Here is a 21539-nt window from a genome sequence, read left to right as displayed (position 1 = left end):
CGATCTTCTTCCCTAGACAAGAGGAATGATCGATCAAGGGCTGTCCTCATGATCAGCCGGGGTCGATGCCGCCGCCCAACAGGTTAAAGATCAAGTTAGTACTCCAGCCGGAGATGTTGATCTGAGGCGGGGCGAGGGTTCGCCCGGGGCTGGACCGGAAGCAGCCACCGTCGAGCATGGACGGTTGTGTGGACTGACCATGACGCGGCGGTGGCTGCGGCTTACAGGGTAGACGCCCAGCGGTAGCGGGTGTTGTTCGACGAGCTGATGTTGACAATCGGGGTGCGTTTCCGCAGGCCGGAGCCGCGCCGGCGGGTGCGGGATTTTGTGCGCGGCCTGTTGGCGCCGCTGCCGCGGAAGAACTGTTGGACGATCGCCGAGCACGCTGGGGACGCCTCACCGGACGGGATGCAGGACCTGCTCGCTCGGGCGAAGTGGGATGACGGGAAGGTCCGCGCTGACGTGCGGGGGTTCGTCGCGGAACACCTGGGTGACTCGGACGCGGTGCTGGTCGTCGACGAGACGGGAGATCTGAAGAAGGGCCGTCACACCGTCGGGGTGCAGCGCCAGTACTCGGGCACTGCCGGGAAGATCGAGAACTGTCAGCTGGCGGTGCATCTGGTCTATGCCACCGAGGCCGGTCACGCCCTGATCGACGCGGCGCTCTACCTACCCAAGGTGTGGTGTGAGGACCCGTCACGCAGGAGCGAGGCCGGCGTCCCCGACGACATCAGGTTCGCCACCAAGCCGCAGTTGGCGGCGCGGATGATCGACGCCGCTGTCGCCGACGGGCTGCCGTGCCGGTGGGTGGCCGGCGATGAGGCCTACGGCGGTGACCCGCGGCTGGCCGCCGCGCTCCGCGGCCTGCGCCTCGGCTACGTCCTCGCGGTGGCCTGCTCCCACCAGGTGCTCACCGGTATCGGCGCCCGGCGGGTCGACCAGGTCGCCGCCGGCATGCCCCGCGCCGCCTGGCAGCGTGTCTCGGCCGGTCCCGGCGCGAAGGGGTACCGCTACTACGACTGGGCCTGGATGCCGCTGCCCACGCACACCGACGCACACGCCGGCTGCCACTGGCTGCTGATCCGCCGCAACCGGCGCACCGGTGAGCTGGCCTTCTACCGCTGCTGGTCACCCGAGCCAGTGCCGCTGAACGCGCTGGTGTCCGTGGCCGGCCGCCGATGGAAGATCGAAGAGTCATTCCAGACCGCGAAGACCGCCCTCGGCCTGGACCAGCACCAGAACCGGCGCTGGCGCTCCTGGCACCGGTGGACCACCCTGGCGATCCTCGCCCACGCCTTCCTCGCCGCCGCGACCACCACCGTCCGCGCCACCAACACAGCCCAACAAGGACTGATCCCGCTGACTGTCAACGAGCTACGCCACCTGTTCAACGCACTGATCATCTAACCCGGCCGCCGCCACGCTGACCAGCTCAAATGGTCGATCTGGCGACGCCGCCACCAAGCCCGAGCCCAAGCCAGCCACTACGCCCGACAAGCCCTCACCGAGCCCTGATCAACATCTCCGGCTGGAGTATTAGCTGTGGGGATAGAGTGTCGATTTCGGACGGACAGTAGATTGCGCAATGCTGTGTATTGCGTGGGTGTCCGTTGCCCTGTGGTCGAACAGCAACGTCGTCTTCCAGTGCGCATTCCATGTCGTGTGGTGCCCGAAGTGCCGACGCAGGGTGCTCGGCGGCCGGATCGAGGAGCGGTTGAAGCAGCTCATCGGTGAGGTGGTGGAGGAGAAAGGGGCGTGGTTGGTGGCGTTGGAAGTCATGCCCGACCAGGTTCACCTGTTGGTCGAGGTGGACCCGCAGTTCGGTGTCCACAAGCTCGTCAAGGCGATCAAGGCACGGACGTCGCGGGTGTTGCGGGTGGAGTTTCCGTCGCTGCGTTCGCGGTTGCCTACCCTGTGGACGAACTCGTACTTTGTGGCGACCACCGGTGGTGCCCCACTGGCAGCGGTGGAGCGGTACGTTGAGCAGCAGAAGGGCCGCTGAATGCTGACCGGCCGCCGCTACCTGCTCGCGTTCACCGACGAGCAGGCCGACTACGCCGAACAGGTCGGTGCGGTGTGTCGGGCGGTGTGGAACACCGGGTTGGAGCAGCGGCGTGAGTACCGCCGCCGTGGTGGGTTCATCGGCTATAACGAGCAGGCGCGGCAGATGGCCGAGGCGAAGAAGGACCCGGACTGTGCGTGGCTGGTCGAGGCGCCGTCGCATACGTTGCAGCAGACCCTGCGGGACCTGGAGCGGGCGTGTAAGACGCATGGCACGTGGAAGGTGCGCTGGCGGTCCAAAGCCCGCGCGGCCCCGTCGTTCCGGTTTCCCGACCCCGACCAGATCAGCGTGCGGCGGTTGAACCGCCGGTGGGTGAGGTACGGCTGCCGAAGTTCGGGCTGGTCAGGTTCCGGTGGACCCGCCCGCTCGGCGGCACTATCCGCAACGTCACCGTCTCCCGCGACGGTGGGCGCTGGTACATCTCGTTCTGCGTCGAGGACGGTGTGACCGAAGCGGCGCCGAACGGTAAGCCGCCGGTCGGGGTGGACCGGGGTGTGGCCGTGGCGGTGGCCACCTCTGACGGGGGTCTGGACGATCGGGAGTTCGTCATCCCCGGCGAGGCGGCCCGGCTCAAGCGGTTGCAGCAGCGTCTGTCCCGGTCGCTGCGAGTCCATGGCCGCAACCGCGGGTCGAAACGTCGGGATGCTACCCGTGCGCAACTCGGCCGGCTGAATGCCCGTATCCGGGCCCGCAGGGCTGACTTCGCCGCGCAGACCGCCGTGCGTCTGGTCCGCGAGCACGGCATGGTCGCTGTCGAACGTCTGCGGATCAAGAACATGACCGCCAGCGCGAAGGGCACCGTAGAGCAGCCCGGCCGTAACGTCCGCCAGAAAGCTGGCCTGAACCGGGCCATCCTGTCAAAAGGGTGGGGCGGATTCCTGCTCAAGCTGGAACACGCCGCCCGCTACCACGGGGCAAAGATCGAAAAGGTCAACCCCGCGTACACGTCGCAGACCTGCCACGCCTGCAAGCATGTCGCCCCGGAGTCCCGCGAGAGCCAAGCGGTCTTCCGGTGCGTCGCCTGCGGGCATCAGGACCACGCCGACGTGAACGCGGCCAAGAACATACTCGCCGCCGGGCTGGCGGTAACAGGGCGCGGAGACCTCGCCGCAGGGCTGTCTACGAAGCGCCAACCACCCGAACGGCTTGCGGCGTGAACACGCCTCAGCCACGGGAATCCCCCGCCCTTCAGGCGTGGGGAGGAAGTCAAGTCCCCTGACTAATTTCGTCGAGAGTGGGAAAGCCGCCGCATGGCTAATCCGGGTGCCCCCGGCCGGCGTCCCAGTCGTCCGGCGGGGCACCCCGGCCGCGCATGGTCGCTGCCGGCCGTACGGCAATTTTTCGCTACCCGGCAGCTGGCGCCCATTGCGTTGATCTCCGTTCAGGCTGGGCTCGCCACGGCTGGGGCCTGGATCATCGCCACCGACTTCCTCGGCCGCGACGCGCCGGTCTTCGCGCCCGCGGCCGCTCTCGCCACCATCGCCTCCGCCACGGGACAGCGCACCAGACAGACGGTGGAACTGCTCATCGGGGTCGGGCTGGGCATCACGGTGGCCGATGCCCTGCTGTATCTCGTCGGCAGCGGCGCGTGGCAGATTGCGGTAGTTGTCTCCGGTTCCGTCGCCCTCGCCCTGTTGGTCGCCGGTCGCAGTGGTGCCCTGGTGAGTCAGGCCGGTGCCACTGCCACACTGTTCGCCACTCTGTCCGGCAATCAACGCAGCCTCGAGCTGCCCCGCATCCTTGATGCCGCCGTGGGTGCGTCGATGGGTTTCCTCGCCGTGGCGCTGCTCCTGCCCTTCGACCCGTTGCGGGGCGTACGTCGTGCCGCCAAGCCGTTCTTCACCGATCTCGCCGCGGCCATCCACACCACCGCCCAGGCGCTGGCGGCCGGCGACCGGGACCTGGCCGTGCGAGCGTTGGACAGCTTCAACGCCGTTGCCGCCGACGCCAAGCACTTCGACGAAGCGCTGCGGGGGGCCGAGGAAATGGTGAGCATCGCGCCGTGGTGGCGCCACCGGCGCAGCCGCTACCGGCAGTACCGGGCCGCCGCCGACCAACTCCGTGCCTTCACCACCAACGTCCGGGTGATGGCCCGCCGAGTCGTTACTCTGCTCGAATATCACGAACCGGTCCCGCCGGCCTTGCATCAGGCCGTCACGGCCCTGGGTGACGCGCTCACGTATCTGCACGGCGACTGCACCACCGGCCGAGCGTCCGGACAGACCCGGCAGTCCGTTCTCGAAGCCGCACGGCTGGCCGGACAAGCGGACCGCGCCCAGGCGCGGGAGTTCGGCGGGACCGTTGTCGTGCAGATCCGCAGCGCCGCCAGCGACCTGCTGCGCGCCACCGGCGCCAGCCCACAGGACGCCAACCAGCTGGTCCGCGAAACAGCCACCGGCGACGAGAACGGTCGGTAGCGCCCGCCCGGCCACGTCGGCCTCGCTGCCCCCTCGCGGACCACCCGCCCTTCGTGCCGTCTGTGGCCTGGACGGTGTTCGCCACCGCGGGGGACGGCCACCGTGGTGGGGCGGGATCCCGGCGGCCCCGGTCAGGGATCGCGGCGGCTGGGTGCGATCGGCGGGCGCTGCTGACCGGCAGGAACAGCTTCAGCAGGTCGTCCAGACGGATCAGGATGAGCGCGCCCACCGCCCCGGCCGCCAGGGCGACGGCCACGCCGGCCGGCGCCAGCGGGTACGCCGCCCCGAGGGCCACGGCCACGAGTGCGGTGGCGACGCTGGCCAGCAGGATGCCGTTGCGGACGACATGGCGACGGCCGAGCGGCCGCTCGGTTGCTCCGAAGCAGGCACAACGGGCTCCGGTGCCACGGCGTACGGCGAGTACGACACCGGTCGTCAGGACGGCGAGCAGCAGGCCCGTGAGGAGGAGCACGAGGGTGGTGCCGGCGCGGGCGGTGGCCCAGCCGGCGACCACGGCCGCCACCGACCAGCCCAGCCCGAGCCGATCAGCGCCTCGGCCGAGGTCACCGCCAGCGCGGCGGGGGCGACCGATACCGCGGGACGTGGCGGCGCTGCAGTGTGCCCCCGGTATCCGGGTGCCGTACGGGCGTGTGGTGGTGCTGGGCGACAACCCCGGGCGTTCGCTCGACTCCCGCCTGTCCGGGTATGTCACCACGGACCGCCTGCTGGGTGTGGTGCTGCGCCGCCTGCGGTAGTGCGGTCAAGATCTGAGGCATGGAGTTCTTCTGCTATCACCGTGACCGGCTCGGCTCCGCGGTCCTGCGCCGCGAGCTGCTGCAAGAGCACTGGTCCTACATGGACCGGTATACCGCGGAGATGATCGCCCGCGGCCCGACCTTCGCCGACGACGGTGACACGCCCACCGGCAGCGTGCACATCGTCGACCTGCCCGACTCCGCCGCCGCCCGGGCGTTCGCCTTCGACGAGCCCAACTATCAGGCCGGTGCGTACCGGGACGTGCTGCTGCGCCGGTGGCGCAACATGCTGGGGCGCACCATGTGGGACTTCCCCGGAGGCCGGACCGGGGGCAACCGGTATCTGGTGCTCGGCCTCGGCGCCGGGCAGGCCGCCGACCTCGCTGTGCCGCCCGACCGGGACGAGCTGATCGCGTACGGGCCGTTGCTGTCTGACGACGGCGCCACCTGGCTGGGTACCGCGGTGCTGCTCCGGGCGTCGGATCCGGACGCGGCGCGTGCGGTCCTGACCCCGGACCGGTACGCCGACATCGAGGTGCACGACTGGGCGTTTGGTGGGCGGCCGGCATGAGTCGACGGTGGCGGCGGACCCACTCGGTGGCGACCCGTGATTGAGATCGCACTCACGGTGATGTTGCCCGGATATTCTTGACTCATTCCAGAAAACGGACCAGACTGCGTGGCGTGGTCACCAGCCTGGACTTCCAGCAGATGCTGCGCGAGGCCGCGTTGCGCGTGACCCGTCCTCGGGTGGCGGTGCTGAACGCGGTGCACACACACCCGCACGCCGACACGGACTCGATCATCGGTGCCGTACGCCGGGATCTCCCCGGGGTGTCCCGCCAGGCCGTGTACGACGTCCTGCACGCGCTGACGGCCGCGGGCCTGGTGCGGCGCATCGAGCCATCCGGCTCCGTGGCTCGCTACGAGTCGCGGGTCGGGGACAACCACCACCACGTCGTGTGCCGGTCATGCGGGGTCATCGCCGACGTCGACTGCGCCGTCGGTGCGGCACCCTGCCTGACCGCGTCCGACGACAACGGCTTCTCGATCGACGAGGCCGAAGTCGTCTACTGGGGCCTGTGCCCCGACTGTTCCACCGCCGGCAATTCCTGATTCCCTCTGATCCGCCACGTCACGGAAGGAACCTGATGTCCGAGAACCACGACGCCGTCGTCCACGACGCGGAAGCGGGCAGCGAGTCTCGCTGCCCCGTCGCCCATGGACGCGCCCCGCACCCGACGCAGGGCGGCGGCAACCGCGGTTGGTGGCCGAACCGCCTCAACCTGAAGATCCTCGCCAAGAACCCCGCCGTGGCCAACCCGCTCGGTGAGCAGTTCAACTACGCCGAGGCGTTCCAGGCTCTCGACCTCGCCGCCGTGAAGCGGGACATCGCGGAGGTCTTGACGACCTCGCAGGACTGGTGGCCGGCCGACTTCGGCCACTACGGCCCGTTCATGATCCGGATGGCGTGGCACAGCGCGGGCACCTACCGCATCAGCGACGGCCGCGGCGGCGCCGGTGCCGGGCAGCAGCGCTTCGCGCCGCTCAACAGCTGGCCGGACAATGGGAACCTCGACAAGGCTCGCCGCCTGCTGTGGCCGGTGAAGAAGAAGTACGGCCAGAGCCTGTCCTGGGCCGATCTCATGATCCTCGCCGGCAACGTGGCCCTGGAGTCGATGGGCTTCAAGACCTTCGGCTTCGCCGGTGGCCGCGAGGACGTCTGGGAGCCCGACGAGGACGTCTACTGGGGTCCGGAGACCACCTGGCTCGGTGACCAGCGCTACAGCGGCGACCGGGACCTGGAGAACCCGCTCGCCGCGGTCCAGATGGGCCTCATCTACGTCAACCCGGAGGGCCCGAACGGCAACCCGGACCCGATCGCCTCGGCCCGCGACATCCGCGAGACGTTCCGCCGGATGGCGATGAACGACGAGGAGACGGTCGCGCTGATCGCCGGCGGTCACACCTTCGGCAAGACCCACGGTGCGGGCCCCGCCGACCACGTCGGCCCCGAGCCCGAGGGCGCCCCGCTCGAGGAGCAGGGCCTGGGCTGGAAGAACAGCTTCGGCACCGGCAAGGGCGCCGACACCATCACCAGCGGGATCGAGGTCACCTGGACCTACCACCCGACCCGGTGGGACAACGAGTTCTTCCACATCCTCTTCGCCTACGAGTGGGAGCTGATGCAGTCGCCGGCCGGCGCGCACCAGTGGCGGCCCAAGAACGGTGCGGGCGTCGACATGGTGCCCGAGGCGCACGATCCGTCGAAGCGCCGCGAACCGCGGATGCTCACGAGCGACCTCGCGCTCCGGTTCGACCCGATCTACGAGCAGATCTCGCGGCGCTTCCTGGCGAACCCGGCCGAGTTCGCGGACGCGTTCGCCCGGGCCTGGTTCAAGCTGACCCACCGGGACATGGGTCCGATCGCGCGCTACCTCGGCCCGGAGGTCCCGACCGAGACCCTGCTGTGGCAGGACCCGTTGCCGCCGGTGACGCACGAGCTCGTCGACGCCGAGGACGTCGCCACCCTCAAGGGCCAGATCGTCGCCTCGGGCCTGACGGTCGCCCAGCTGGTCTCCACCGCGTGGGCGTCGGCGTCGACGTTCCGCGGCAGCGACAAGCGCGGCGGCGCCAACGGGGCGCGTATCCGCCTCGAGCCGCAGATCGGCTGGGAGGTCAACAACCCCGACGAGCTGGCGCCGGTGCTGCACACCCTGGAGAAGATCCAGGAGGCGTTCAACGCCGCCCAGACCGGCGGCAAGAGGGTCTCCCTGGCCGACCTGATCGTGCTGGCCGGTGGGGTCGGCGTCGAGCAGGCCGCCCGGAACGCCGGCTACGCCGTCGAGGTCCCTTTCACGCCGGGGCGTACCGACGCGTCGCAGGAGCAGACCGACGTGGAGTCCTTCGCCGCGCTCGAGCCGACGGTGGACGGGTTCCGCAACTACGTCGGCAAGGGTAACCACCTGCCGGCGGAGTTCCTGCTGATCGACAAGGCGAACCTGCTGACCCTGAGCGCGCCCGAGATGACGGTCCTCGTCGGCGGTCTGCGCGTCCTCGGTGCCAACTACCAGCAGTCGCCGCTGGGTGTCCTCACCGCCACCCCGGGGTCGCTGACCAACGACTTCTTCGTCAACCTGCTCGACCTCGGCACGGCGTGGCAGCCGACGTCCGAGGACGCGAACACCTTCGAGGGCCGTGATCTCGCCACCGGCGAGGTCAAGTGGACCGGCAGCCGGGTCGACCTCGTATTCGGCTCGAACTCCGAGCTGCGCGCGCTCGCCGAGGTCTACGCGGGTGACGACGCGCGGGAGAAGTTCGTGCGCGACTTCGTCGCCGCGTGGGTCAAGGTGATGGACCTCGACCGGTTCGACCTCGCCTGATCCGCACGTCCAGGCCGGCCCTCGGTGGGGGCCGGCCTGGACGGCCAGAACAGGCGGTTCGGGTCAACCGTGGGAGTGAGCAGCGGCGCCTCCGGCGAGCTTGCGGTGCTCGCTGGGGCTCACCCCGTGGGCGCGTTTGAAGGCCGCGCTGAAGCCGAACGCGTCCGCGTAGCCGACCTGGCGCGCCACGGCGGCGACCGTGGCGGTGGATTCGGCCAGCATGTCGGCAGCGAGCGTCATCCGCCAGTCGGTCAGGTAGGTCAGGGGCGGCTCACCCACCAGTTCGGTGAAGCGCTTGACCAGCGTCGTACGGGACACTGTGACCAGAGCTGCCAGAGAGGACAGCGTCCACGGCTTGCCCGGCGCGTCGTGCATGGCGCGCAGCGCCGGTCCCACCGTGTCGTCGCTCAGCGCGTTGTACCACCGGGGTGCCTCGGCGCCGGGCTGGTCGAACCAGTCCCGGATGGTGCACACCAGCAGCCAGTCCAACAGCCGATCCAGCACGATCTGCCGACCCGGGCGGCACCCGCCGAGCTGGTGGTCCAGGTAGTCGCGCAGCGACGAACAGTCGTGGTCGTCGGGTACGACCAGGACCGGCGGCAGCACGCCGAGTAGCCGCTGCGGCGCCTGGCCCTGGACGTGGTACGCCCCGGCGAGCAGCACCATGTGCTCGGCCGGGTCCGCGTCCGGCGGCTCGGCCAGCTGCGATTCGCCGCAGCGGACGTCCCGAAGCTCCCCGGGCCGGAAGCTCGACCGCGGTTCGGTGGAGAACACGAACGGCTCCGGCCCTCGCACCACGACGGCCTCGCCGACCCGTACCAGCCGCGGTTTGTCGCACTTCGGATGCAGGATCCAACCCTCGCCCCGCAGGGGTATGCAGAGCGTCACCGGCGCGCCGTCGGTGAACCGCAACGCCCACGCCGGCGGCAGCACCGACCGGCCGAAGGCGGCGCCCTCCGCGCGTACGCCCCGCAGCAGGCTGTCAAAGGGGTCCATCACTTCACCATAGGTCGCGGACGATCGCACATGCCCCGCGTACGGCCAGGCATGTGCCGACGGCGGTCGGGTCGGTTGACTCGTGGTCATGACGACAGCAACGAATGAGATCCTCGTACTTGGCGGAACCGGGAAGACCGGACGCCGCCTGGTACGCACGCTGCGGGCGGCGGGCAGGCGGGTACGGGCGGCGTCCCGCTCGGGAGAGGTGCGATTCGACTGGGCGCAGCCGACCACCTGGCAGCCGGCCGTGGCGGCAGCTTCCGCGGTCTACCTCTTGGCGCCGGAAGACCCGGCCCTGGCCGACGACTTCGTGTCGCGGGCGGTGAAGGCGGGGGTGGGCCGGTTCGTCGCGCTCTCCGGACGCGGAATCGACCGGATCGACGAGGATTTCGCGCCGGGCATGCTCGCCGCCGAACAGGCGGTGCGGGACTCCGGCGCGGAGTGGACGATCATCCGCCCGAACAACTTCAACCAGAACTTCGACGAGGACCTGTGGCGCCAGCCGCTGGTGGAGGGCCGGCTGGCCCTGCCGATGGGCGCCACGCCGGAGCCGTTCATCGACGCCCAGGACATCGCCGACGTCGCCGCGGCACTGCTGACCTCCGACGGCCACCACGGGCAGGTGTACGAGCTGTCCGGCCCCCGTGCGCTCACCTTCGGCGCGGCGGTGGCGATGATCGCGGAGGCGGCGGGCCGATCCATCCGCTACCTGGAGCTGACGTCCGAGGAGTACCGGGCCGAACTGCTGGCCCAGGGACATTCGGAAGCTACCGCCACGGCGCTCAACGCCATGTTCGCGGGCATGCGCGCCGGATACCTCGCCGAGCCCACCGACACGGTCCGGCGGATCCTGGGACGCGACCCGATCGACTTCGGCACCTACGCCGCTGAGGCCGCCGCAAGGGGCATGTGGTCGTAACCGGTGGACGCCTTCGCCGGCCCGCGGCGTGTCGCGGGCCGGCGACGTACGTCAGTAGCGCAGGGCGCGGAGGTTGGCGTAGCTGTCGCAGGCGGACGAGACGCCGTCCGGGCGCGGGCTGTCGTTCTCGGTGAAGTAGTAGTCGGTGCCGGCCATCTCGCTGTAGGCGAAGATGCGGGCGAAGTCGATGGTGCCCTCGCCCACGTCGGCGAACGACCCGTCGGCGGCCATGTCCTTGACGTGCAACAGCGAGAACCGGCCCGGGTACTGCGTGATCAGGTCCACCGGGTCGGCGCCGACGCTGCTCGCCCAGTACAGGTCCAGCTCCATTGCCACCAGGTTCGGGTCGGTCTCGCGCACCAGCACGTCGTAGCCGCGCGTGCCGTCCTGGGCGGTGAACTCGAATCCGTGGTTGTGGTAGGCGACCGTGATGCCTTCCTGCTTGAGTCGCGCGCCGACGGCGTTGAGGGTTGCCGCGACCTGGGCGTAGTCGTTGAGCTTCCAGGAGGCCGAACCTGAGATCCGCACGTACTTGGCGCCGAACGCCTTGGCGTTGGCGATGACGCCGTCGATGTTGTTTCTGAGGTCGCCGAGGCCGATCCCGATCGACGGCGCCGACAGACCCGCGTCGGCGACCAGGGGTGCCAGCGCCGTGGCCGTCTTGCCGTAGAAGTTGTTCACCGCGCCGGAGGGTTCCGCGTTGCGGTAGCCGCAGGCGGCGAGCGCGGCCAGGGTGGCGTCGGGCGCGGCCGGCATGGTGGCCCGCACCGTGTAGAGGACGAGGCCGATCCGCTCGTCGGGTACCGCACGGGTTCCGGAGGCGGGCTGCGGCGTGCCGATCTCGGAGTCGGCCGCCGCCCGTACGATGCTGCTGCTCTCCTCGGGCGTGAGGATCGCGGCCTGCCTGAGCTCGTTGGCGAGCCGGCTGACCAGGCTCACGAAGCGGCCGTGGCTGGCGAACGGCGCCTCGGCCCAGACGGCGTCCATGATCGTGCACCCGTCGCCGAGATCGCGGTTCGGTACGCCCGAGTCGGCCCCCCGGCCGAAGAAGACCGTGGACGAGGTGAGGTAACCCCACGGGCAGCTGTCCGCGGCCACCTGCTCGGTTACCTGGGCGCCGGTGGCGTCGTTCGCTGTTTCGGCGGCCGACGCCGCAGCCGGTGTGAACGGCAGGAGGGCCGCGGCGAGCGATGCGGCAAGCAGGTGACGTGCTCGTCTCGATCGGGTCTGCGGCGGGCGGGCGGAGTTGGCATGCATGTCGTCTCCCAGGTAGCTGAGGAATTCAGACTGGTCAGGTGGTAGGCCGCCAGGCCCTCGCGACAGGGACGGCGGCGGTGCCGGGTCGGTGGTGGCGGGGTGCCGTCCCACCCCGCCACCCGCTCCGGACGCTCAGCGCACCGTGACGACCACGATCGAGGACATGGTCGCCCCGAGGCTGTCGGTGACGGTCAGCCGAGCGGTGTAGGTGCCCTTGCGGGCGTACGTGTGACTGGCGGACGCGCCGTGCACGGTCGCGGCGTTGTCGCCGAAGTCCCACGCGTAGTCCGTGATGGTGCGCCCGGCCGCCGGTGCGGCGGTGCCGGTGAAGGCCACCTGCAGCGGTCCGGTGCCCGTGGTGGGTGTGGCCGAGGCCGACACCGTGGCGTCGGTCTGTTCGCGCACCCCGGCGCCGTTGAAGCGCAGCCAGTCCAGCGCCATCAGGTCGGGGGTGCCGCCCATCTGGTTCGGGTTGACGAAGACCAGATAGAGCGTGCACGTCCGGCCCGGATCGGTGAGCTCGACGGTGGGTGACACGAGGTTGTCCCAGCCGCCGGTGCCGCCGACGGTGGCCCGGCCCAGGAGTTCGCCGGTCGGGGAGTCGGCCCTGATTTCAATGTCGCCGCCGCTGCTGCCCGAGGCGACGCCGAAGGTGACCGAGTCGATGCCGCGGAGGTTGACCGGGCCGAAGTTAATCCATTCTCCGTTGTCGATGTCACCGATGCGCTTGCCGGCGCTCGCGGTGGCCCGGTCGATCACCTGGACGCCGCTCTGGCCGTCGAAGTGCTCGGCCTCCTTGCGCTTGGTCTGCAGCTCCGCCCGGGTCGAGCCGACCAGCGCCGGTGCTCCGGCCGCCCCGCCGTCGGTGTACTGCGCGGTGAGCACGGTGTACAGGTTCTGTCCCGGGCCGTGCCCGTCACCGCCGTTGCTCTCGGTGACCGCGACCCCGGTGCAGCCGATGTAGTTGTCCAGCGGGTGGGTGTGCGAGTCGTGGCCGAGCTGGGTCTGCACGACCACCTTCGAACAGTCGATGCTGTTCTCCTCCGGGTCGGTGACCGTCACCGTGTAGGGAATGCGGTCACCGAAGTCGAAGAAGGCCCCGTCGGGGACGCTGAGGGTCACCGTCGGCCGGGTGTTGCCGACTGTGATCTCCTGTACGGCGACGGCGGTCTGCCCGTTGGTGGCGGTGACCGTGAGGCGGGCGGTGAAGCGCCCCGGCGTGCTGTAGGTGTGGCTGGGGTTGGCGGCGGTGGAGTCGACGCTGCCGTTGCCGTCGAAGTCCCAGGCGTACTGGACCGCGGTGCCGTCCGGCCCGCTGGTGCCGGCGCTGGAGAAGGCGACGGTCAGCGGCGCGGGTCCGCTGTCCTTGTCGGCGGTCAGCTTGGCCACCGGCGGCCGGCTGTTGGCGACGTAGTCGATGCGGTAGATGCCCGCGCCGTCGTTGCTGCCACCCCGGCCGCTCCCGCTGCCCGCGCCGAAGTCGATGACGTAGAGCGAGCCATCCGGCCCGAACTCCGCCTCGAACGGCTGGATCCACGACATGTTGCCGAAGATGCCGTTGATGGACTGCAGGTCACCGACGTTGGTGGGGTTGAAGCGGGGATCGTCGAAGGTCTGGGCGGTGGAGTGGATCGACAACGTCTTGAACCACTTGCGGGTCAGCTCGTAGACGATCCACTTGCCGTCGTAGTACTGGGGGAACTTGGTCAGCCGTTTGTTGGACGGGTCGTAGTCGTAGACGGGCCCGCCCATCGGGCCGCCGCCGCCCGTGCCGAGCTCGGGGAACTCGGGGGAGGCCGAGTAGGCGTACCAGACCAGCGCCGGCTTGGCCGCGGGGAGGCTGGTCAGGCCGGTGTTGTTGGGGGAGTCGTTGACCGGTGCGGCGCAGTCGAACTTCGGCCCGGAGGTGGAGGTGGCGAAGTCGTAGTCGTTGAACGGGGTGTTGTTGCCGATGCAGTAGGGCCAGCCGTAGTTGCCGGCGCTGGTGATCCGGTTGAACTCGACGGTCCCTTCCGGCCCGCGGTTCGGGTTGGCGGACCGGGCGTCGGGGCCGTAGTCGGCCACGAGCAGCGCGTTCGTCGTGGAGTCGACGGTGATCCGGAACGGGTTCCGCATGCCCATCGCGTAGATCTCGGGCTTGGTCTTGGCCGTGCCCGGGGCGAACAGGTTGCCCTCCGGGATGGCGTACCTGCCGTTGGACAGGGGCTTGATCCGCAGGATCTTGCCCCGCAGGTCGTTGGTGTTGCCGGCGGTGCCCTGCGCGTCGTACGCGCGGCGGCCGGCCCGCTCGTCGACGGGGGTGAAGCCGCTGGACTCGAACGGGTCGGTGTTGTCGCCGATGGCGGCGTACAGGTTGCCCTGCTTGTCCATGGTCAGCGAGCCGCCCATGTGCGAGTTGGCCCGCGCCTCACCGCGCCAGGTGGGGATCGTCAGCAGGCGCTTCTCCGAGTCGAGGCGGACGCTGTCGCCGTCGACGGTGAACCGGGACAGGTTCAGCTGCTTCTCCACCCGGTCGGACCAGAGCAGGTAGATCCAGCTGTTGTTCGTGCCGAAGTGCCGGTCCAGGGTCATGCCGAGCAGGCCGTCGGACTGGCTGGTCTGCTCCGGCGTGTAGGCGAAGTCCAGGAGGGTGGTGACGGCGAGGGTGTCCTGGTTGATGACCTTCAGTGCGCCGGTGCGCTCGATGTAGAAGACCCGCCGGTCGGGCGCCACCGCCAGCTCGAACGGGTCGGACAGGTCCTGGTTGACCAGGGGAATCCGCTCGAAGTTGTCGGTCCTGGTGGCGCCGCAGTCACCGGGGGCGGTGCCCGCCGCCCACCTGATGCCGCCGAGGAGGTGCTGCAGGAAGGCCGGCTCCTGGAACGAGGAGGAGCTGTGCCCGCCGGCGGTGAACCAGGACCGGCCGCCGTCGTAGTTCTGGCACCACGAGTACGGGTGGTCGGCGCCCTCGTTCAGCCCGGATATGCCGTCGCGCACCTTGATCTGGGCGAGAGTGTGGACCTTGCCGGTGGGGTTGGTCCGCCAGTTGTACCACTCCTCGCTGCGCTCCCAGAGCTCCGGCAGGTTCTTCGTGGAGGGGTGGGCGTGGTCGAGGACCTTGATCCGACCCGGGAAGGTGCCCCCGGTGCGGGAGAAGTCCGGGTGGGTGTCGAAGATGGCCCCCACCAGTCCCTCGTACCACGTCCAGTCCCGCTCGCTCGCCGAGGCGGCGTGCAGGCCGACCCAGCCGCCGCCGCCGCGGATGAACTTCTGCAGCGCAGCCCGCTGGTCGGCGTCGAGCAGGTCGCCGGAGGCAGGGGTGGAGTTGGTGTTGTTGAACACGAGGGCGTCGAACCGGGCGAGGTTGGCATCGGTGAACGCGGCCGCGTCGGTGGTCGCCTCGACGGCGAAGCCGTGCTGGTCGCCGAGTTGCCGGATGGCGGCGACGCCCGCCGGGATGGAGTCGTGATAGAAGTTCGTGACCTTGGAGAAGACCAGTACCCGGAAATTGGCGGCGGTGGTGGATTCGGCGGCGGTCGCCGGCGTGCTCGACAACACGAGGGTGACAGCCGCGAGTAGGGCGAAAAGTAGCGTGCGGTGGCGTCTCATACACGCGCTCCTGAATGGGGGGACGGAGTAGGAAAGCGCTTTCCACGTTCCTTGTACCCTACGAGATCCATTTCGCCGGGTCAATATTTAGACGACTCCATATTTCTGCGACGTCGTCTCGATGGCGATGAGGCTCGTCAGAAAACCCGTCCGCTACCGGCATCATCCGCGGTTGCTCACCCGGCATACGGCCGGTCAGTGCTCCGACGAGCACCGCCACCGCTGGCCGGCGGGCGCGGCCAGACGGCGCGCAGGGCGGCGGATTCCCAGGGGACGGCGGGCTGTCGATAGTGCCACGACAGTTTCAACCCGCGGCATGACCGCCTAAAAGAAATACGCGAACGACCCTGTCGTCCTGCCATTTCCACAGTGAATTGCTCCCTCTGTCGAGGGAGTTGGCCGCACCGCTTATGTGGCTTTAAGAGGTCAACTCGTTGCCCACCACATGGTGGGCGGTGAACACCAGGACCGGCAGTTGCGGCCGATTGGCAGAATGCCTGGTCCGCCCGCCGGCCCCGGTGTCCGTCAACACTCCTCTCCGGGGTTCCTCAGAACCGCACGTTGCGCAGGTAGCGGTAACCGATCTCGGCCGTCTGCTGCGGCGTCACGTCGGGGGTGTCGTTCTCGACGATGTACTCCTGCACCGAGTGCTCCCGGAAGATCCGGGCAAAGTCGATCATGCCGGTGCCCAGGTCGGCCATGTCGCCGTCGGACGCGTGCCGGTCCTTGACGTGGTATTGCAGGACACGCTGCGGCGCGGAGCGGATGACGTCCAGGGTGAAGCCCTCGGGGTCGGCCACGCCGTCGCCGGAGTTGATGCCGCCGGTGACGGCCCAGTAGATGTCGACCTCGAGGTGCACGAGCTTGGGATCGAGCTCCGCGGTCAGCACGTCCCAGGGGCGCTTGCCACCGCCGAGGTCGATCGTGAACTCGTGGGCGTGGTTGTGGTAGCCGTAGCGCAGGCCGGCCCTGGCCGCCGCCGCGGCCTCGACGTTCATCTGCTCCGCCCAGCGCTTCCATTCGTCCGCGCGCTCGGAGTACAGGTAGGGCACCACCATGTACGACTGGCCGAGGGTGACCGCGTTCTGGATCTTCTGCTCCAGTTCGGCGGCGTTACCGCTGATCCCGTCGTGGCTGGAGCTGGCCCGGATGCCGATGCCGTCCAGGAGCTGACGCAGCTGGGCGGCGGTGCGCCCGAAGTAGCCGAGCGCCAGCTCCACCTTCGGGTAGCCGATCTTGGCGAGGTGGGTCAGGGTCGCGTCGTAACCCGGCGCACCCCACAACGCGTCGCGCATCGTCCACAGCTGGATGCTGATGAGGCCCGGCGGAACGTGCCGCCTCCCGGTGGTGCGGGTGGTCGCCGCCGCAGCCGTCGCGCCGATCCCCGCCGACGCGAGCCCGACACCGGCCAGCGCCGCCAGTGAACCGCGCAGCAGGCTTCGCCGGTCCATGACGGACCGCCGCAGCGCGGCCTCCCCGTCGTATCCGTAACACATGGTGACTCCTTCCGGGTGGCTACTTCGTGGGAACCAGGACGACCTCGTCCGACCCGGTCAGGGCGGGCAGCCCGTTGCCGCCGGGATCGGTGTAGGACGCCACGAACACGGCGGTCAGGTTGTCCTTCTCCGGGTCGTGGCCGGACGGCACGGTCGTCTGGATCGAGCCGGTGCAGCCGTTGGCGGTGGTCTGCGGGTGGCCGTGCGAGTCGTGGCCGAGGACGTACGTGACGCTGACCCGGGCGCAGTCCACCGGCTGGTCGTCGGTCACCCGCACCTCGAACTGCACGGTGTCGCCGAACTTGAACGGCTGGCCCGCGACCGGCTTGACCAGCTCCACCACGGGCTCGGCGTTGCCGACCACGACCCGGACCGACGCGGCGGCCGACAGCCCTCCGGGGTCGCTCACCTTGACGGTGGCGTTGTAGAGACCGTTCTTCTGGTACGTGAACGTCGGGTTCGCCGCGCGCGAGTCGACCTTGCCGTCGTTGTCGAAGTCCCACGCGTACGACAGCCGGTCGCCGTCGTAGTCGGTCGTGCCCTCGCTGGAGAACGTGACGGTCAGCGGTGCGAGCCCGTTGGTGGGCGTGGCCGAGACCTGGGGCACCGGAGTGTGGTTGCCCTTCCAGCCGGTGTAGTCGATCCGGGCCAGCTGCGCGTCCGGGTTCTCGCTGAAGAAACCGTCGCCGTACTCGAGCACGTAGAGCGCGCCGTCCGGGCCGAACTCCAGGTCCATCGGGTTGTCGAAGATGAACGAGGGCAGCACCCGCTCGATGCCGCTCAGGTCGCCGCCAGAGTTCAGGCGGAAGCCCTGCACGTAGTCCCGGGTCCACTCGTAGAACAGCGGGATGCCGTCGTAGTACGCCGGCCAGGCCACCGGGGCGCGTCCCCGCGTGGTCGGGTAGGAGAAGTGGTACGCCGGCCCGGCCATCGGCCCGATGCCGCCCGTGCCCAGTTCCGGGAACTGCGCAGAGGTGCCGTAGCCGTACCAGACGTCCGGCTGCTGCACCGGCGGCAGCTCACGCAGACCGGTGTTGTGCGGGGACTCGTTGATCGGCGCGGAGCAGTTGAACGGCTGCCCGGACCGGCCGGTGGCGAAGTCGTAGTCCACGTACGGCAGCTGTGCGGTGGCGCAGTAGGGCCAGCCGTAGTTCGCCGCCTTGCGGACGACCGCCCACTTGCCCTGCCCGGCCGGCCCGCGCTGCGGATCGGCCTCGCCCGCGTCCGGCGAGTAGTCGGCGACGTACAGCTCGTCGGCCTGTCGGTTGAACTCGATCCGGAACGGGTTGCGCAGGCCCATCAGGTAGATCTCGGGCCGCGTCTTCGGCGTGCCCGCCGGAAAGAGGTTCCCGTCCGGGATGGTGTAACCCCCGCCGTCGCGTACCTTGATGCGCAGGATCTTGCCGCGCAGGTCGTTGGTGTTGGCCGAGCTGCGCTGCGCGTCGTACGCGGGGTTGCGGCCGGCACGCTCGTCGATGGGGGTGTAGCCGCCCGACTCGAACGGGTTGGTGTCGTCACCGGTGGACAGGTACAGGTTGCCCTTGGCGTCGAAGACGATGTCCCCGCCGACGTGGCAGCAGATGCCCCGGTCGACCGGTACGTCGAGGATCTGCTGCTCGGTGGACAGGTCCAGCTTGTCCTTGACCAACCGGAACCGGGAGAGCCGGATCGCTCCCTTGAACGGCTCGAAGTCGGCGGGGGTGCCCCAGGCCGGCGCGTCGCCCTCGTTGACGTTCGGGGTCGACGGGTCGTCGACCGGGGTGTTCATCGGCGGGGAGTAGTACAGGTAGACCCAGTTGTTTCCGGCCGTGCCGAAGTTGGGATCGATCGCGACGTTCTGCAGGCCCTCTTCGTCGTGCCGGTAGACATCCAGCGTCGCGGCCAGGGTGTTGCGGCCGGTGGCGGGGTCGTGCAGCCAGACCTCCCCGGGGCGGGTCACGTGCAGCACCCGGCTGTCAGGCAGCACGGCGAGGTCCATCGGCTCGCCCGGGTGGTCGTTGAGGGTCACCTTCTGGAAGCTCGACTCGGGGGGCGCGTCTGTCGTGCCTGGCTGGGCCATCGCGACGGTTGGTGTGGCGACGAGGGTGATGGTCGCCAGGCCCGCTACGGCGAGCGAGAGTCGTCTCTTCATCTGCCTCTCCTTTGGCTGGGGACGGGTCGGGGCAGGTCGGGGACGTACTTTTTGGTTCCTTTTGAGTGGGCGATCCGGGTGGTGGGGACTGCTGAGCGGCGCGTGGGACGTCGACCGCGGCGCCGATCAGCGCTGCCCGCGGTGCGGCATGCGGTCAGTCACGCACAGGTTGCCGATGGCGTTCTACCTCGACGAACCACGTGGTCACGCGGCCGACGGTACAAAACTAATGTCTATATGTCCATAGCTTTCACCGCAGCGGCACCGACTTTCGTCGCGCCCGGACGAAAGTTGGTGTGGTCGCTGAAATTGGCCGCAGCCCGACCTCTTCGACTCCCCGCCGGTCGGTGTCGAGCGGGCCAGCGGCAAGGTGCGGCCGGAGCCTGATCAGCGGCGTCGCCAGTGGATCGGCAGGCGCTTCACACCGCGCTGGAAGTTCGAGCGCAGGTAAGCCGGTGGACCCGCGTACGTGATGCTGGCGGTGTTCGCGAGCAGCGCCTCGAACAAGGCGCGGACCTGGCACCGGGCCAGGTGCGCGCCCAGGCAGAAGTGCGGTCCGTGGCCGAAGACCAGATGCGGGTTCGGGTGGCGGGTGAGGTCGAGCCGGTCGGGGTCGGCGAAAACGCGTTCGTCCCGGTTGGCCGACGCGAACGAGACCACCACCTTGTCCCCAGCCCGAACCGGTACGCCGGCGACGGCGGTGTCCGCCGTGGCGGTGCGCCGGAACACCATCACCGGCGTCCACCAGCGCAACAGTTCGTCGACGGCGGTGTCGAACAGGGCCGGGTCCCGGCGTAGCCGCGCCATCTCGGCCGGATGCTCCAGCAGGGCGATCATCGCGCCGGGCAGGCCGTTGCGGATCGTCTCGTTGCCGGCCACGGCGAACAGCCAGAACATGTTCTCGAACTCGTCCACCGAGAGCCGGTCCTCCCCTTGCTGCGCCAGCAGGATGGACATGACGTCCGGTCCCGGGCTGCGGCGCTTCGACTCGGCCAGCAGGTGCGCGTACGCGTAGAGGTCGGCCATGCCGGCCCGGGTGCGCGGGTCCGGTATCCGGCCGTCGGCGTCCGGGGCCGGCCGGTGCCGCAGGGCCTCGCGGGCCGCGGCGGTGCCGGCCCGCGGATCGAACGCCGCTGACCCGGCATGGTCCGGATCCTGGAAGCCGATCACCCGGTTCGACCAGTCGTACAGCAGCCAGCGGTCGGGCTCCGGCACCCCGAGCACGTCCGCGAGCGTGAGCAGCGGCAGGTCGGCCGTGAGGTCACGGGCGAAGTCGCAGGTCCCCTCGTCGGCGTCGCCCAACGTACGCTCGACGAGCGCCGCCGCGGTCGCGCGGATCGACGCCTCCAGCGCGGCGACCGCGCGCGGGGTGAACGAGCGGGCGACGGGCCGGCGCAGCCGGCCGTGCTCCGGCGGATCCATATTGAGCATCATCCGCCGCACGTAACCGAGATCCTCCGGCGTGGCCGGGTCGCGGATCTGGGTGGCGCCGAGCCAGGACGAGAAGAGCCGTGGCTGCTTGAGCACGGCTGTCACGTCGGCGTGCCGGAGCACCAGCCAGAAGCCCGGACCGCCAGGTAGCCCGAGCAGCGGCGGCTCCTCGACCCACGCCACCGGGCCGGCCGCGCGCAGCGCGGCGAGCAGGTCGTACGGAACGCCGTCCACATAGGTGCGGGGGTCGACCAGGGGCGCCGGATCGACGGTCACTGCCCGAGAAACTCCTCGAGCACCGTGGCCAACCGCACCGGGGTCTCGTACATGGCGTAGTGCCCCGCGTTGGCGAGCACCTCGAGGCGAGCGTTGGGATAGTGGCGCATCCAGGTCTCGCGTATCGTGTCCGCGCCCAGCGCCGGGTCGTGCTCGCCCACGACGGCGAGCGCCGGTACCGGATTGCCCTTCACCTCATCGGTGAAGTCGGTCCGCGCCCAGGCGGTGAGGTAGGCGCCGAACGCCGCCGGGGCGCAGTGATCGAGGGAGAACCGGACCATCTCGTCCAGCCAGCGGCCGGACAGCCGGTTGCCGGTGGTGAGGTCGATGATGGCGCGCCGGTTGTCCGGGTTGGCGGCCGCGCCGTCGAACAGCGCCCAGCCCTGCAGGTCGAAGGGCACCCCACCGGCCGGGACCGGGCTGATGCCGACGAGGCGTTCCACCCGGCCGGGGGCGTCGGCGAGCACCCGCTGGGCAGCAATACCGCCCATGGAGTGCCCGACCACGGAGAAGGTGTCCCAGCCGAGGGAGTCGGCGAGGTCCAGGGCGTCGCGGGAGATCTCGGCGATGGTGTGCTCGCCCGCGACCGCCGTGCGCGTGCCGTATCCCCGGTAGTCCAGGAACGCCCAGGTGAAACGTTCGGCGTCGATCAACTCGGGTAGCCAGCCCCAGCCCTGCGCCGACCCGAACCACCCGTGCAGCGCCAGCACCTTGTGCGGGCCGTGACCGACCGGACCGGCGTCGGACTCACCGGCGCTGCTGTGGCTGATCGTCATGACGGCGACCCCTTCCGCTGTGCAGAGCACTGCGACGAACGACCGGAAA

The 21539-nt window shown here is 69.7% G+C and carries 15 protein-coding genes and 3 pseudogenes; 10 read left to right on the top strand and 8 right to left on the bottom strand.

The annotated features are described in order from the left end of the window. Window positions 1–267: 267 nt before the first annotated feature. The 5 genes and pseudogenes from ACFYM6_RS15970 to ACFYM6_RS15950 all read left to right on the top strand — a co-directional run bounded on the left by ACFYM6_RS15970 (window position 268) and on the right by ACFYM6_RS15950 (window position 4479). Window positions 268–1515: pseudogene (locus ACFYM6_RS15970) on the top strand (IS701 family transposase). An 88-nt stretch (window positions 1516–1603) separates the two neighbouring features. After that, window positions 1604–2002, top strand: coding sequence for an IS200/IS605 family transposase (gene tnpA, locus ACFYM6_RS15965; RefSeq protein ID WP_387276020.1), 399 nt, complete (start codon window positions 1604–1606; stop codon window positions 2000–2002). Beyond that, window positions 2003–2125, top strand: a pseudogene (locus ACFYM6_RS15960) (helix-turn-helix domain-containing protein); the annotation flags it as partial. Window positions 2126–2370: 245 nt separating this feature from the next. After that, window positions 2371–3219, top strand: coding sequence for an RNA-guided endonuclease InsQ/TnpB family protein (locus ACFYM6_RS15955; protein WP_387276018.1), 849 nt, complete (start codon window positions 2371–2373; stop codon window positions 3217–3219). A 213-nt stretch (window positions 3220–3432) separates the two neighbouring features. Further along, entirely contained in the window at window positions 3433–4479 is a 1047-nt protein-coding gene (locus ACFYM6_RS15950; protein WP_387276016.1) for an aromatic acid exporter family protein, read from the top strand. A 310-nt stretch (window positions 4480–4789) separates the two neighbouring features. On the opposite strand, the pseudogene ACFYM6_RS15945 reads toward ACFYM6_RS15950, so the two are convergent. Further along, a pseudogene (locus ACFYM6_RS15945) lies at window positions 4790–4993 on the bottom strand (MauE/DoxX family redox-associated membrane protein); the annotation flags it as partial. Here ACFYM6_RS15945 and ACFYM6_RS15940 point away from each other — a divergent pair. The 4 genes from ACFYM6_RS15940 (at window position 4938) to katG (ending at window position 8617) form a co-directional block, all read left to right on the top strand. Continuing rightward, on the top strand, window positions 4938–5234 hold the full coding sequence (locus ACFYM6_RS15940; protein WP_387276014.1) for a S26 family signal peptidase: 297 nt from the start codon (window positions 4938–4940) through the stop codon (window positions 5232–5234). The pseudogene ACFYM6_RS15945 and the gene ACFYM6_RS15940 overlap by 56 nt on opposite strands. A 19-nt stretch (window positions 5235–5253) precedes the next feature. After that, window positions 5254–5805: a YciI family protein gene (locus ACFYM6_RS15935; protein ID WP_387276013.1), complete on the top strand. Its 552-nt coding sequence runs from the start codon at window positions 5254–5256 to the stop codon at window positions 5803–5805. A 140-nt stretch (window positions 5806–5945) separates the two neighbouring features. After that, a complete protein-coding gene (locus ACFYM6_RS15930; protein ID WP_357443689.1) occupies window positions 5946–6350 on the top strand; it encodes a Fur family transcriptional regulator in 405 nt (134 codons plus the stop codon). 35 nt (window positions 6351–6385) lie between these two features. After that, window positions 6386–8617: a catalase/peroxidase HPI gene (katG, locus tag ACFYM6_RS15925; RefSeq protein ID WP_387276011.1), complete on the top strand. Its 2232-nt coding sequence runs from the start codon at window positions 6386–6388 to the stop codon at window positions 8615–8617. 63 nt (window positions 8618–8680) lie between these two features. Here katG and ACFYM6_RS15920 read toward each other — a convergent pair whose 3' ends face one another. Beyond that, complete coding sequence (locus tag ACFYM6_RS15920; RefSeq protein ID WP_387276010.1) at window positions 8681–9613, bottom strand: AraC family transcriptional regulator; 933 nt, start codon at window positions 9611–9613, stop codon at window positions 8681–8683. Window positions 9614–9701: 88 nt separating this feature from the next. On the opposite strand from ACFYM6_RS15920, the gene ACFYM6_RS15915 reads away from it, so the two are divergent. After that, entirely contained in the window at window positions 9702–10535 is an 834-nt protein-coding gene (locus ACFYM6_RS15915; protein ID WP_387276008.1) for an NAD(P)H-binding protein, read from the top strand. A gap of 51 nt (window positions 10536–10586) precedes the next feature. On the opposite strand, the gene ACFYM6_RS15910 is transcribed toward ACFYM6_RS15915, so the two are convergent. The 6 genes from ACFYM6_RS15910 to ACFYM6_RS15885 all read right to left on the bottom strand — a co-directional run bounded on the left by ACFYM6_RS15910 (window position 10587) and on the right by ACFYM6_RS15885 (window position 21490). After that, on the bottom strand, window positions 10587–11792 hold the full coding sequence (locus ACFYM6_RS15910) for a sugar phosphate isomerase/epimerase family protein (protein ID WP_387276006.1): 1206 nt from the start codon (window positions 11790–11792) through the stop codon (window positions 10587–10589). A 132-nt stretch (window positions 11793–11924) separates the two neighbouring features. After that, a complete protein-coding gene (locus tag ACFYM6_RS15905) occupies window positions 11925–15380 on the bottom strand; it encodes a ThuA domain-containing protein (RefSeq protein ID WP_387276004.1) in 3456 nt (1151 codons plus the stop codon). Window positions 15381–15928: 548 nt separating this feature from the next. Then, window positions 15929–16876, bottom strand: coding sequence for a sugar phosphate isomerase/epimerase family protein (locus ACFYM6_RS15900; RefSeq protein ID WP_387276002.1), 948 nt, complete (start codon window positions 16874–16876; stop codon window positions 15929–15931). A 19-nt stretch (window positions 16877–16895) separates the two neighbouring features. After that, complete coding sequence (locus ACFYM6_RS15895) at window positions 16896–19007, bottom strand: PQQ-dependent sugar dehydrogenase (protein ID WP_387276000.1); 2112 nt, start codon at window positions 19005–19007, stop codon at window positions 16896–16898. A gap of 387 nt (window positions 19008–19394) precedes the next feature. After that, window positions 19395–20714 (bottom strand): cytochrome P450, encoded by a 1320-nt coding sequence (locus ACFYM6_RS15890; protein ID WP_387275998.1) that lies wholly within the window; start codon window positions 20712–20714, stop codon window positions 19395–19397. Continuing rightward, entirely contained in the window at window positions 20711–21490 is a 780-nt protein-coding gene (locus tag ACFYM6_RS15885; protein WP_387275996.1) for an alpha/beta fold hydrolase, read from the bottom strand. The genes ACFYM6_RS15890 and ACFYM6_RS15885 overlap by 4 nt, the downstream gene beginning before the upstream one ends. Window positions 21491–21539: the final 49 nt, after the last annotated feature.

The sequence above is a fragment of the Micromonospora sp. NPDC006431 genome (genome assembly GCF_042870725.1).
Lineage (GTDB): Bacteria > Actinomycetota > Actinomycetes > Mycobacteriales > Micromonosporaceae > Micromonospora.
Note: the sequence above shows the minus strand (reverse complement) of the source record. Positions and strands in the feature narration are given on the sequence as shown.

What these genes read in the sequence shown, in the direction of transcription:
- ACFYM6_RS15895 (WP_387276000.1), bottom strand. Translation starts at nt 19,007, where the DNA reads ATGAAGAGACGACTCTCGCTCGCCGTAGCGGGCCTGGCGACCATCACC.
- ACFYM6_RS15915 (WP_387276008.1), top strand. Translation starts at nt 9,702, where the DNA reads ATGACGACAGCAACGAATGAGATCCTCGTACTTGGCGGAACCGGGAAG.
- ACFYM6_RS15930 (WP_357443689.1), top strand. Translation starts at nt 5,946, where the DNA reads ATGCTGCGCGAGGCCGCGTTGCGCGTGACCCGTCCTCGGGTGGCGGTG.
- ACFYM6_RS15905 (WP_387276004.1), bottom strand. Translation starts at nt 15,380, where the DNA reads ATGAGACGCCACCGCACGCTACTTTTCGCCCTACTCGCGGCTGTCACC.
- ACFYM6_RS15935 (WP_387276013.1), top strand. Translation starts at nt 5,254, where the DNA reads ATGGAGTTCTTCTGCTATCACCGTGACCGGCTCGGCTCCGCGGTCCTG.
- ACFYM6_RS15900 (WP_387276002.1), bottom strand. Translation starts at nt 16,876, where the DNA reads ATGTGTTACGGATACGACGGGGAGGCCGCGCTGCGGCGGTCCGTCATG.
- katG (WP_387276011.1), top strand. Translation starts at nt 6,386, where the DNA reads ATGTCCGAGAACCACGACGCCGTCGTCCACGACGCGGAAGCGGGCAGC.
- ACFYM6_RS15885 (WP_387275996.1), bottom strand. Translation starts at nt 21,490, where the DNA reads ATGACGATCAGCCACAGCAGCGCCGGTGAGTCCGACGCCGGTCCGGTC.
- ACFYM6_RS15920 (WP_387276010.1), bottom strand. Translation starts at nt 9,613, where the DNA reads ATGGACCCCTTTGACAGCCTGCTGCGGGGCGTACGCGCGGAGGGCGCC.
- ACFYM6_RS15910 (WP_387276006.1), bottom strand. Translation starts at nt 11,792, where the DNA reads ATGCATGCCAACTCCGCCCGCCCGCCGCAGACCCGATCGAGACGAGCA.